At 66.6% G+C, this 12,542-nt stretch carries 9 protein-coding genes; 4 read left to right on the top strand and 5 right to left on the bottom strand.

Going from position 1 to position 12,542, the window contains the following annotated elements:
* Positions 1 to 41: 41 nt before the first annotated feature.
* The 4 genes from ACP7AG_RS05240 to ACP7AG_RS05225 all read right to left on the bottom strand — a co-directional run bounded on the left by ACP7AG_RS05240 (position 42) and on the right by ACP7AG_RS05225 (position 7,471).
* Positions 42 to 1,718 carry a carboxylesterase/lipase family protein gene (locus ACP7AG_RS05240; RefSeq protein ID WP_426030047.1) on the bottom strand — a complete coding sequence of 559 codons (1,677 nt, stop codon included), beginning with the start codon at positions 1,716 to 1,718 and terminating at the stop codon, positions 42 to 44.
* Positions 1,719 to 1,850: 132 nt separating this feature from the next.
* A complete protein-coding gene (locus ACP7AG_RS05235; protein ID WP_426030046.1) occupies positions 1,851 to 2,816 on the bottom strand; it encodes an alpha/beta hydrolase in 966 nt (321 codons plus the stop codon).
* Between the two features lie 57 nt (positions 2,817 to 2,873).
* Positions 2,874 to 4,808: a sialate O-acetylesterase gene (locus ACP7AG_RS05230; RefSeq protein WP_426030045.1), complete on the bottom strand. Its 1,935-nt coding sequence runs from the start codon at positions 4,806 to 4,808 to the stop codon at positions 2,874 to 2,876.
* 77 nt (positions 4,809 to 4,885) lie between these two features.
* Positions 4,886 to 7,471: a glycoside hydrolase family 3 C-terminal domain-containing protein gene (locus ACP7AG_RS05225; protein ID WP_426030044.1), complete on the bottom strand. Its 2,586-nt coding sequence runs from the start codon at positions 7,469 to 7,471 to the stop codon at positions 4,886 to 4,888.
* 371 nt (positions 7,472 to 7,842) lie between these two features.
* Here ACP7AG_RS05225 and ACP7AG_RS05220 point away from each other — a divergent pair, with 371 nt between their 5' ends.
* From ACP7AG_RS05220 to ACP7AG_RS05205, 4 genes are read left to right on the top strand one after another with little or no spacing between them, the layout of a single operon-like run.
* Entirely contained in the window at positions 7,843 to 7,989 is a 147-nt protein-coding gene (locus ACP7AG_RS05220; RefSeq protein ID WP_426030043.1) for a hypothetical protein, read from the top strand.
* A gap of 29 nt (positions 7,990 to 8,018) precedes the next feature.
* Entirely contained in the window at positions 8,019 to 8,147 is a 129-nt protein-coding gene (locus tag ACP7AG_RS05215; protein WP_426030041.1) for a hypothetical protein, read from the top strand.
* 30 nt (positions 8,148 to 8,177) lie between these two features.
* Positions 8,178 to 10,088, top strand: a complete 1,911-nt coding sequence (locus ACP7AG_RS05210) for an NPCBM/NEW2 domain-containing protein (protein WP_426030040.1) — start codon at positions 8,178 to 8,180, stop codon at positions 10,086 to 10,088.
* Between the two features lie 12 nt (positions 10,089 to 10,100).
* A complete protein-coding gene (locus ACP7AG_RS05205; protein ID WP_426011709.1) occupies positions 10,101 to 11,678 on the top strand; it encodes a glycoside hydrolase family 43 protein in 1,578 nt (525 codons plus the stop codon).
* An 8-nt stretch (positions 11,679 to 11,686) separates the two neighbouring features.
* On the opposite strand, the gene ACP7AG_RS05200 is transcribed toward ACP7AG_RS05205, so the two are convergent.
* Positions 11,687 to 12,424, bottom strand: coding sequence for a FadR/GntR family transcriptional regulator (locus ACP7AG_RS05200; RefSeq protein ID WP_426030039.1), 738 nt, complete (start codon positions 12,422 to 12,424; stop codon positions 11,687 to 11,689).
* Positions 12,425 to 12,542 lie beyond the last annotated feature (118 nt).

The following is a 12,542-nucleotide window of genomic DNA, read 5'->3' as shown; positions in this document are numbered from 1 at the left end:
TTGTAGGAGTATTTTTTGAGACGCTGCGGTCGCCCGTAAGGTCACGCTAAGGGTGGTTTTCGGCCATCGAGGCGTTCAATCGCATCCCATAGGCGCCGTTCAGCTCCGTATCGATCGGCGACGACGCTACAGGTCGCGTCAATCACCATGGTTTCGCGACGCTGCAGCTCGTAGGGCGGCCAAGCTGGCTGATCTGGGGCCGATGGCCGGCCGTCGCGCGCGAACGACGCCCAAAAGGCGCTGGTGTTGCGGGCAGCTTGGACGCGGTCGGGACGGCTCCCAGCCAGGGTGTCGGGCGGGCCGATCGTGTTGAACACCAGCGGTATGTCGCTGGCGTGCATCGCGCCGAGTTCGTAGTCGGTGCCCGGCGCCTTGATGTTCGAACGATAGGCCAGGTTGTAATAATAAACCGGCGCTCCGCCCTGAGCGGCCTTGCGTTCGGCCGTGACGATCGAGCCCGCGCCCATGTTGCGTTCGCTTCCGATGGCCAGATAAAGGTCGGTGTCTGACGCGCCGGGGCGGCTGGCGCGGTAGGTGTCGATGATCTGGTCGGCCCGTTCACCGAAGCCTGCGGTCATCCGCGATTTGAGCCCGGCCCCGTCGAGAGAGAAGGCCGCGGTGTCATTGCCTTTCCAGGCGAAAAACGCCGCCTCGTTGTCGAGCCAACCGACGATCAGCGGCTTGTCGCGCGCGCTAACCGGGGCGCTTGGATCAAAAGGATGGTGCGGGAGGAGGGCTCCGTCCACCAGGGGGCCGTAGCAGCCGGGGCCTACCGCCTGGATGCCCCGCCAACCTTCAGGGTTCGTTCGAGTCGCACGCTTGGCCAAAGCGTCCTGAGCTTGCAGCAGCCGAGGGGCCGGAACCTCGAGCAGGCGCCGCCAATCGGTCGAGGCCAAGCCCAGTTCGTCCAGCAGCATGCGGGTGGTCTGGTCGGCGGCCTCGGTCGTGCCGATCCGCACCGCTGGACCACTCTGGATCGCGGCCTTGGCGAACAGCGGCGCGACCGAAGGCATGGCGTAGAGGCATGCGGTCTTGGCCCCGCCTCCGGACTCGCCAAAGATCATGACATTGTCCGGATCGCCGCCGAAGGCGGTGATGTTGCGGGCGACCCATTTCAGCGCCAGGACGATGTCTGACAGGCCCTGATTGCCCGAGCCGGCATAGGGCTCTCCGCCCAATCCACCGAGATAGAGATAGCCCAACAGGCCCAGACGGTGATTGGTCGCGACGACGATGACGTCGTGGTCGCGCGCCAGTTGGCCGCCGTCCTGCGCCGCGCTGCCAGCCGAACCGGTCGTGTAGCCGCCGCCGTGGCTGTAGAACATCACGGGACGGCGCCGCCCGCCGCCGGCGGGTTTCCAGATATTGAGCACCAGGCAGTTTTCGTCGGGCGCAGGCTCGTTCAGTCCATAGACGGTATCGGGGTGTTGCAAGGAGGGCGGGCCAAGCCGGGTCGCATCGCGCACGCCGGCCCAGGGCTTGGCGGCGGTGGCGGGCAGGAAACGCGCCGCGCCAGAAACACTGGCGCCGTAGGGCACGCCGCGGAACACGTCGACTCCGTCGGACCGTGAGCCTCGCAACCGGCCCTCCGCCGTCTCGATGATCACCGCCTCGGGCATGGTCGCGGCGCCCAGAAGGTAGGGCGCCGCGACCATGCCGGCGCTGGCGATGAGAAGGCGTCGACGGTCGAGGCTAGGCCTGAACAAATTATGTGTCATGGCGGAAGGCTCCGTTTCAGAGGCTGAGATCGACAGAATCTTCGGCCTTCGCCGCACCCTGCCGACCATTGAGCGGCGGCCCGGGTCTGACTGGAAACGGCCCCGTCCGCAGTCTTGTTCAGGCGTGTGCCGTCAGCGCTTGCGATCCAGCAGCCCATGCATGCCGATCCAGCGGACATAGGCGTCGAACCAGCCGGTGCTGGTCGTGGTTTTCGGGTACATGCCAAAGCCGTGCCCGCCCTGCTCATAAAGGTGGAATTCGACCGGCCGCTTGGCCGCCTTCCAACTGTCGATCAGGCCAAAACCGCTGTTGGCGAAGAACGGATCGTCGGCGGCCAGGGCGACGAACATCGGCGGCGCATCGGCCGGAACCGCGACTGGAGACAGCGGGCCGTAGATGATCCCGATGAAGGCCGGCTTGGCGTCATCGCCCGCCAAGGTGGTCGCCAAGGTCAGCATGGCGCCGGCCGAAAAGCCGATCATGCCGACCCGGTCGGGATCGATCCGCCACTCGGCCGCGCGGCCACGGACCAGTGCGAAGGCCGCGCGGGAATCGGCGATCTGCGGGGCCAGGCCCGCCATCGCCGCCTCGGGGCTCGGTCGCGGCGCCTTCGCGGTCGCCGAAAACATCTCGCTCATGGAGCGCTCGAACCCGGGCATGTCCGCGGGCGTTGGGTTGAGCCGGTATTTCAGCACGAAGGCCGCCACGCCCTTGTCGGCGAGGGCGCGCGCGACATCCCAGCCCTCGTTCTCCATCGACAGCGTGCGAAAGCCGCCGCCGGGCGCGACGATCACGGCCGCGCCGGTCGCCTTGGTGGGATCGGGGAGGAACGGGGTGAGGGTGGCGACCGTGACGTTGCGGGCGAAGAGGCTTTTGTACTGGCTGTGCCAGGCCTCCGGCGCGGTCGCTCCAGCCAGGGGGCCGGTGTCCAAAACGATGGCGTTCGGCTGGGCGGGGATGGCGGTGGGCGTCATCCGGTTGTCCTGCGCCTGAGCGCCGGTGGCAAGACTGCAGGCGAGCGCCACGCCGATCGCGGCCAGGCGCGCGCGCAAGGGTTGGGACGGGCGTCCGGATGCTGTTGAGCGGATGGATTGCATGCTGTTTCTCCCTGTCATGGCGTGTTGTCGTGCTGGGCTCGGCCGCGCCTGAGGCGCTTAGGGCACGGTGATTTCAAAGGGTCCAACCGGTTGGCCGGCGCGGTCGAAGAGGTTGACGGTCGGGCTGTCGGCCCAGGCGTAGCGGACGCGCGTCACGGGCTTGCCGTCGCCGATGATCACGACCTGATCGCCGGAAGCCTTGGCGTTGGCGTAGCGACAGGAGCCAGTCGCTGCACACAGCTCAAAACCGATGGCGGCATCGGCGCCGAGCATGGTCAGGCTGTCCGAGACGTCCGCGAAGGAGAGCGTCGCCCCGCCGCCGGCGTCGCGGAGCGCCGAGCGAATCCGAGGACCCGACGGCGACACAGCCTCCTGATAGGTCAGGGCGCGCAGGGCTCGGGCGGTCCGTCGGCCCACCTCTTGCTTTTCTCCCGGATGGATGTCGAGGCGATCGCCCAGATCGAGGGTCACCACGACCGCAGCGCGCCTATCGGTTTCGGCGACGTGACGCTGGATATCGCGCAAATGCGCCCAGCCGCTTTCGGTGGGGGCCGAAGCGGTCGCCCCATAGGCCGACAGCTGGATGATCGCGAAGGGCAGGTCGGGCGCGCCGAACTGCGCTCGCCAATCGGCCATCATCGCCGCGAGCCGGCGATCATAGCCTGGCAGGTCGGTGTCGGACTCGCCCTGGTACCAGGCCACGCCGCGGAGCGCGGTCTCGCCCAGGGGTGCAATCATGGCGTTGTAGAGCGTGCCCGCGCCGTTGATGTCGTCCCAGGGCGCGCGGGGCGCGTTGGACTTGGGCCGGCCGCCCAGCGCGTATCGCCACCCGGCGTCCAACGGGAGTATGGAGCCATCGTCGAAGCGCAGGCGCATCTCACTGGCGGGACCCGTCATGCCGCCTTCGGCATAGACGTTGTCGACATTGACAGTGATGACATTGCGGCCTTCGACCAACACGCCTGGGGCCACCCGGTAGCGGCGCTGCGCGCTGGCGATGCTGCCGCCCCCGATCGGAGCGCCGTTGACCCAAGTCCGATCCGCGTCGTCGATCGCGCCCAAAGCCAGGACAGCGCCTTGACGGGCCTGGGCGGCGGTCAGGTCAATCTCCTTCTTGAACCAGACCATGCCGACATAGTCGGACAGCGCCACCACGCCCCAGCGGGTGAAATAGCCGACGCCGGGCGCCGCGCGCCAGTCCAGGCGGCCGTCCGCACGCCAGGGCTCATCGGTGGATTGAACCCGCGCCTGGGTTCGCCACCAGCTTTCCCACGCCGCGCCGGCCTGGGCGTCGCCGGCGGCCGCGTCGCGGTTGTAGAGGGCCAGCGTCTGGGCTTCGGGCTTCATGCCGGCGGCGGCAAGCCCTTCGGGCGCCATCCAGGCTGAAATGCGCGATCCGCCCCAACTGGCGTGGATCAATCCGATCGGGGCCTTGACGGTCCTGCGTAGAGCCTGGCCGGTGTAGAAGCAGACGGCGGAGAACCTGGCGATCGACTGCGGCGTCGCCGCCGTCCAGACCGGCGGCGTCTCGAAGCGGGCCTGCGGCGCCGTGGCCGTCTGCTTGGCTACGGTCAGAAGCCGCAAATCGGCGTCGGCTGCCCCCGCGATCTGAAAACTGTTCTGGGCTTGCTCTGCCGCGAGTTCCATATTGCTTTGGCCCGAACAGAGAAAGACGTCGCCGATCATCAGGTCATCGACGAACAATTGGCCGCTCTGCGCGGAGACCAGCATCTGATACGGGCCGCCAGCGGGCAGGGGCGGCAGGACCAGGCGAAACCGCCCTTGGCTATCGGCTGTGGCGCGGGCCGATCGGCCGGCCAGGACAACGCTGACGGTCTCGCCCGCGCGCGCCTGGCCCGTCACGACGAGGGGCTGGTCGCGCTGCAGCACGGCGTGCTCGGCGATCGCCCCATCCAGCCTCGGCGCGGCCAGGCTCGCTGTCGATAGGCTCAGGCCAATAATCAGGCTGCTCAGGAAAATCCGCATCGTCATCCAGTCGGTCTCGGTTGGGGCAGTAGGGTTGGCTTCAGGCCGCGCCACAACTCGGCGGCCAAGGCGTTGACGGGAGGCTATTTTGGCACCGCAACGGCCTCATCGACCGAAACGTCGGCCGACTGGCCTGGGAGGCCGGTGTCGGGCTGTCCCGAGCCGACGCTGATGCGGTAGCGTCCCACAGCGACCCGCCTCCTGCCGTCGAGATCGACCGAGCTGAGGTCACGTGGCGAGAGCGTGAAGATGAGTTCGCGAGTCTCGCCCGGCTTCAGCGCCACCCGCTGGAAGCCTCGCAGTGCCAGGCGAGGCGCGCCGGGCGTCTGGGGGAAACTCAGATAGAGCTGCGCCACCTCGTCGCCGGGGTGGCCCCCCGTGTTTCGAAGGGTTGTCGTCACCCGCAGGCCCTGACCCGCGCCCCGGACCGCCGGCTCCAGTTTGAGAGGACTATAGGCGAACGCCGTGTAGCTGAGCCCGTAGCCGAACGGATACACGGGCGCGCCGGCGAAATAGCGGTAGGTTCGCCCAGCCATCGCATAGTCATCGAAGGACGGCAGATCGCTGACCGAACGATAGAAGGTCAGCGGCAGGCGCCCGGCCGGATTGATCTTGCCGGACAGGACATTGGCGATCGCCAAACCGCCGGACTGGCCAGGGTACCAGGCCTCCAACAGAGCCGAGGCGTTGTCCTTGGCCCAGGCGAAGTTCAGAGGGCTGCCGTTCAGGGCCACGACGATCAGCGGCTTGCCTAGGGTCTTGGCCTGCTCCAACAAGGCCTGCTGGTCGGCGGGCAGGTCGAGCGTCGTCTTGTCGCCGCCCTTGAAGCCGGGGATTTCGACCGGCGATTCCTCGGCCTCCAGATCGGAGGTCAGCCCCACGACCGCCACCAGCACGTCGGCCTTGGCCGCGGCGGCGTCGAGTTCGGCGGATGGATTGGTGGAGATACGCTTCCACACCAGACTGACACCGGACAGGACGTGGGATTCGGAAACCACCTCGATCGGATAGCGACGGCCCTTTTCCAGGCTCAGGGTCTTCATCGTCGGCAAGCTGCCCCAACCGGCCTTGCGAAGATCGGCGAACGGCTTGCCGTCTAGAGTCATTTCTCCGTTGAAACCGCTCAGGCCGAGGCGGTAGGTCCCGCTCTCGGGAGGAACCAGATAGCCCGTCCAGATTACGCGGTGGTGGTCCGACACCGTCGCCAAATCCAGGCTGCGCGCCGCGACGTCCGCCTCCACGCGCGTGACCACGGGCTGCTCGGCATAGCGCATCTTTGCGACGGCCTCGCGGAATGCGCCCGGCGCGAAGCGCATGGGTGGCGGCTCGACGGTGTTGAAATAGCGCGCCAACAGGCCCGGCTTGCCGTCGGGCGTACGCAAGGCCGTGGCCGGAACGCGGTCGCCGTCGGTGAACGAGGCCCCGAACGGCGCGTAGCTGACCTGCGCCGAAGGCATGGCGCGTCGCAAACCCTCGACGACCGAAATCGGCGGGGCTGATAAGGACGAGGAATAGTTGCCGCGCAGCACCCGCGTGGCGTCGCCCAAGGGGCCGATCACCGCGATGCGCAGGCCAGGCTTGAGCGGAAGGACACCGTCGTTCTTCAGCAGGACGAGGCTCTTCTCGCTAGCCGCCAAGGCCAGCGCCTCGTGTTCGGACGTCAGGACGGTCGTGGGCGCGGATGCACGCGAAGCGCTCGCCGGAGTAGCCGGGAGATCGCCAATCCGGAACCGAGCCGAGAACAGACGCACCAGCGACCTGTCGATGTCGGCCACAGTGATCAAGCCACGATCCAAAGCCTCGCGATACCGACCCGCCAGACCGTCCGTGTCGGTCAAGGTCGCGCCGTTGCACTCGTTATCGACGCCGGCTCGCATGGCCGCGGCGACGGCGGTGGCCGCGTCGGGCGCGTATTTGTGATGGTCGCTGATGTCCTTGACCGCGTCGCAGTCGGACACGACATAACCGCTAAAGCCCCAGGCTCCGCGCAGATGCTCCTTGAGCAGAAGATCGCTCGCGCAGGCCGGCTGCCCGTCGATCCGGTTGTAAGCGCACATCACCGACCCGGCGCGCGCCTCGACGATCGCGGCGCGGAAAGCGGGCAGGTAGGTATCTTCGAGATCGTGGCGGGAGACGAAGACATTGGCGCTGTGTCGGGTCGACTCCGGGCCGCTATGAACCGCGAAGTGCTTGGGCGTGGCGATAACACGTGGGCGCTCAGGGTCCGGACCCTGAATACCCTCTACGAACGCCACGCCCATCCGCGCCGTCAGGAACGGATCCTCGCCATAGGTCTCCTGGCCCCGGCCCCAGCGCGGATCGCGGAAGATGTTGATGTTGGGCGACCATGTGTCCAGGCCCGTGCCGATGCGCCCCATGCGGCCGGTCTCGCGCGCCAGGGCGTGCAGGCCTTGAACCTCGGTTCCAATCGCGCTGGCGACATCCTGGATCATGGCGGGATCAAAGGTCGCCGCCAAGCCGATGGGTTCGGGAAAGTTGGTGGTGGGCAGGGGCCCCAAGGCCCCGTGCAGCGACTCGGTCCACCAGTTGTAGGCCGGAATTTCCAGCCGCGGGATGGCCGGCGCGGTGTTGAGCAGTTGTTCGAGCTTTTCATCGCGCGTCATCTCGCTGACCAACGCGGTCGCCGCGCGATCAGCCTGGGTGCTCACGGCGGAGGTCGGGGAGAGGGTCTGCTCGACGGGGCCTGCGTCAGCGCTAGACGCAACGACCAAGACCGATGCGACGAACGTCCCGGCAGCGGCCATGGTCCATCGTCGGCGCGTGGCCTCCGGCACTCTGTTTCGCATCTAGGCCGCCCTAATATCACTTATCCGGCTAGATCGCCTTGAGGCGACACGCCGTTTGTTATGGCTGTCTCACGAGCAGTACGCTGCCGGTCAGTCACCGCTCGACGCCCATGGGCGGCGTACGGAGCAGACCGTAGCGTCGAGCGATTGACAGGCCTTTATTTGCCGGACAAATGGTAACGCTAACAAGCTGGGATGTGCAAGAGCGACATCGCGCGATGTGGGAGGTTTGAATGAGGGTTAGCGAGACGCGTGACCCGCGCCGTCACCGAGGTCCGACCCGCGCCCTGCGTCCGATGATCATGGCCCTGATGCTGGCCCTGCCAGGGATGGCCGACGCTCAGATGGCGACTAGTGCGCCACCGACCGCGACGGCCTGAAGCTGGACGCGGCCAAGCTTCACGCGGCGATGGACCGCTCCGGCATCGCCAACAGCTTCGAGATCTATCCTGGCGACCATACCAGCGACGTGGCAGTGCGGTTCCAGGAGCACGTTCTGCCGTTCTTCAGCAAAAATCTGGTGTTCAAGGGCCGTTAAGCCAGCCCAAACCCGTTTCCAGGATTGGTCATGATGTTTGTTCGTCTCGTCGCTGCGGCCCTGATCGCGCTGTTCGCCGCGCACGCCGCGACCGCCGCCGCCGATCCGCTCGCCGCCTCCGGACGCTGGAGCGCCTATCAGCGTGGCGCGGCGCGCACCCCGCCAATGGGTTGGAACAGCTGGAACGCCTTTACCAGCGACATCGACGAGGAAAAGATCATGGGCTCGGCTCAGATCCTCGTCGATGCGGGTCTGGCGGCCAAGGGCTATCGCTATGTCGATATTGACGACGGCTGGTGGCTCAAGCGCCGGGCCGCCGATGGTCGGATGCTGATCCGCGCCGACCGCTTCCCTTCGGCCGCGACGCTGAACGGCGACACCACCTTTCGCCCCCTGACGAACCGTCTGCACGCCATGGGGCTGAAGGCGGGTATCTATTCCGATATCGGCCGCAACAGCTGCGGTCAGGTCTTCACCTCGACCTTTCCCAACCAACCCGAGGGGACGGTGGCCGAGCGGGAGGTCGGGCTCTACGGTCACGTCGATCAGGATATCGCACTGTACTTCGAAGAATGGGGCTTTGACCTGATCAAGGTGGATGGCTGTGGCATTCGCGGCCTGCCCGCCAGCCATCCGCAGGTGAAGGCCGGCCTCTACCGCGCCCTGGAGCCGCTAGTCGATTCGGACTCGCTAGGCAGAACCAATGTCGGGGCGGTGCGCGCCCTCTATGGCGAGGTCGGCGCGGCGCTGGATCGTCACAACCCGGATGGCGACTTTGTCTATTCGATCTGCATCTGGGGCGCGGCCGACGTCCGCGCCTGGGCCAAGGACGTCGGGGCGATGTCGCGCACCAGCGAGGACATTTCGCCCAATTGGAGCCGCATGCTGCACAACATTGACAGCGTGGCGCGGCGCCCGCTCTACGCTCATCCAGGATCGTGGAACGATCCGGATATGCTCTATGTCGGGAGCGGCGACTTCGACGAGAACCATCTCACCGAAGCGCGGTCGCACTTCGCGCTGTGGGCGATGGTCAATGCGCCGCTGATCATCGGCTATGATCTGCGCAAGGCGTCCAAGGCTTTGCTCGACATCCTTGGCGCGCCCCGGCTTATCGCCATCAACCAGGATGTCGCCGGCAACCAGGCCGTGCTGGCCTTCGACTCCGACGACGTCAGCATCTTCGTCAAGACATTGGTCAGCGGCGACAAGGCCGTGGCGATCCTCAACCGGACTTCCGCGCCCATCGAGGCGACGCTGACCGCAGCTCACCTGAAGTTCCTGGCCGACGCCGATGTCGATCTCACCGATCTCTGGTCCGGCGAGGCGCTCGCCTTTCGTGGCGAGCGAAAATTCCAGCTGCAGCCGCGCGAGACGCGAGTTTTCACCGCCCATGGTGCGCGGATCCTCGCCGACGGCGTCTATCTTTCCGAAAGCCCTGGGCTGGTGAATCCGGCCGTGGATGGCGTCGTCATTCCCGAGGCCGAGCCCTTGATCCATCGCGGGCTTCTCCCGTGGCGCGGCACCCGAGGGACCGGGGAGCCGCCGCGCTATGGCGGCTGGGGCGGAGCCCAGGCTGACAGCACGCCCTATGGCCAGGAACTGGCCGTCGCTGGCCGAAAGTTCGTCGCCGGGATCGGCGTGCTGGGCAATTCGCGGCTGGAGGTCCGCAACCCCGGCTTCAAGCGCTTCAACGCAACTGTCGGGCTGGACGATTCGGCGCGCGATCGCAGCCAGCCCGTCACGTTCGAGGTCTATGGCGACGGCAAGCTCCTGGCGCGCTCGGCTCCGTTACGCTTTGGAGCCGCAGCCACGCCGCTTAGCGCCGATGTCGGTGGGGTCAAGCTGATCGAGCTGGTGGCGCGCACGCCCCAGGCCGCGCGCTTCCCCGATCCGGTGACCTGGGGCGACGCGGCCTTGACCGGCTCCGATGCGCGCTGAGCAGGAAAGGCCGTGGCCAGAACCATCAGCACGTTGATCTCGGCGATCGCCGGCTTGCTGTTGCTTGCCTGCGCCGGAAACGTGCAAGCCCAGGTTTGGCGCGCCGACGGCGATTCAGGAACCTATCAGAACCCCCCGCTCAATGCCGACTATCCCGATCCCGACATCATCCGGGTGGGTGAGGATTTCTATTTCGCCTCCACCACCTTCGTGAACGCCCCGGGCTTGACGATCCTCCATTCCAAGGATCTCGTGAATTGGGACATCATCGGCCACGTCATGCCGCGCCTCGAGGGGAATCCGAAATACGACCTCAGCGGCGGCGGCGACTACCGGCATGGGGTGTTCGCGCCTAGCCTGCGCCACCATAACGGCCGCTTCTACATCGCTGTCACGCCGGTAGGACACAACACACGCGTCTATTCGGCCACTGACATTCGCGGGCCTTGGCGCGTGCATGAACTTGACCGCGAAGCCTTCGACCCAGGCCTGTTCTTCGATACCGATGGCAAGGCCTTCATCGTGACCTCGGTCGGCTCGGATGGCACGGTGCGCCTTCTGAGCCTGAACGCCGGCCTTACCGCCGTGACCGCCGAGCAAACCGTTCATTACATCCAGGGGGCCGAAGGCTCCAAGCTGATCCGGCGCGGCGCATGGTACTATCTGTTCAACGCCATCCCCCGGCGTCTAGCCTTGACGGTGTCGCGGGCCAGGAGCCTGGCAGGTCCGTGGGAGACCCGTGACCAGATCGACGACACCACCGGAGGCCATCAGGGCGCGCTAGTCGATCTTCCCGACGGCGGTTGGTACGGCTTTGTCATGCGCGACGCCGGCGCAATTGGCCGCGTCACCAATATCAGCCCGGTGTTCTGGCAAGACGACTGGCCGGTCTGGGGCACGCCCGCCGCGCCCGGACGGGTTCCCGACCGCGCCCCCAAGCCTATTCCGGGGAGGCCGTTCGTCGAGCCGCCCAGCTCGGATGACTTCACGGGGCGCTCACTGGGGCGCCAATGGCAATGGAACCATAATCCACAGGACAGCCGCTGGTCGCTCGGCGAGCGGCCCGGCTTTCTCCGTCTGAAGACCACAACCAGCCCGGATTTCTGGGCGGCGAGAAACACCCTGGTCCAGAAAGGGCAGGGGCCTCGAAGCCGAGGCGTCGTCAAACTCGATGTTCGCGCCCTGGCGCCGGGTGATGTTTGCGGCTTTGGCGCCTTTGGGAAGTTCTCGAACCAACTGGTGGTGACGGGCGCGGGAAATGGCCAAGGCGCCTTGAGCGCGCGGGTGGTTGAAAGCACGGAGGCTGGGGCCAAGACCACGCCGCTGAGCGAGGCGCGGCCGATCCCGCTGCGTGATCTGTGGCTCTCGGTCGACATGGACTTCACCACGGACAAGGCAGCCTTGGCCTACAGCCTCGACGGTCGCGCCTGGACGGAGATGCCCGGCGATTTCCCGTTGGCCTTCGCCTGGCGCACTGGCACCTTTCAGGGTGAACAGTTTAGCCTCTTCTGCTTCAATCCAAGCGGCGGCGAGGGGCGGATGGATATCGACAGCTTCACGCTCGCTCGGCCTGAATCCTCGAACCGATGACGCCGCCGCTACATCGCCGAGCGTGTGTCCTCCAACGCAAGCTCGACAAGCGCGCGCATGGCCGCGCCCGCAGCGTCAGGATTTCCGGCGACGACCGCGTCACAGACCCTAGCGTGGTCTGGGATCGGATCGCGGGGGAGGCCCCGGGTGCGTTGCTTGAATTCGGTGGTCCAACTGACGGCGGCCCCGATGCTGGCGCTCAGCGCCATCATTGCGTTGTTGTGGGTGGCGCCCAGCAAAGCGTCGTGGAAGGCTCGATCGGCGGCCCTGCCAGCTTCGGTGGCCAAGGTGTGGCGACGCATCTTGGCCAGGGCGTCCCTCAATGCCTTGATATCGTTCTTGTCGCGACGCTCAGCGGCGAACCGCGCGGCGGCTGGCTCGACCACGGCCCGCAGTTCGAAGAGATCGCGGACGAACGCCACGTCGGGTTCGGCGGAAAACGCCCAAGCCAGCACCGCCGGGTCGAGGATATTCCAGCGGCTGCGCGGCAGCACCCGCGTGCCGGCCTTTGGACGGCTTTCCAAGAGGCCTTTGGCTGTCAACACCTGCACCGCTTCACGATAGGCGCTGCGCGACACGTCGAGCGCTTCGGCGTTGGCGATCTCTCCGGTCAACTTGTCGCCCGGCGCGATTTGGCCGGAGACAATCGCCGTGCCGAGATAGTGGGCTACAGCGCCGCGAAGGCGACGCCCAGAGCCTCGAGCCGACCGCGCGATCGGTGTGTCGTTCGGCTCGTCCGACGTCATGGGCGTGATGCTCTTCAGATACTTGCGCGCCCCCATAAGCTCAAGCGCGCGAGCCTTGGCAAGTTTATCGGATCGACCCATTCGCAGCCGTGCTGTGGCCGGTTCGGCCGGAAGTTGA

The organism is Caulobacter sp. DWP3-1-3b2, from assembly GCF_049896325.1.
In the GTDB taxonomy this organism is placed as follows: domain Bacteria; phylum Pseudomonadota; class Alphaproteobacteria; order Caulobacterales; family Caulobacteraceae; genus Caulobacter.
Note: the sequence above shows the minus strand (reverse complement) of the source record. Positions and strands in the feature narration are given on the sequence as shown.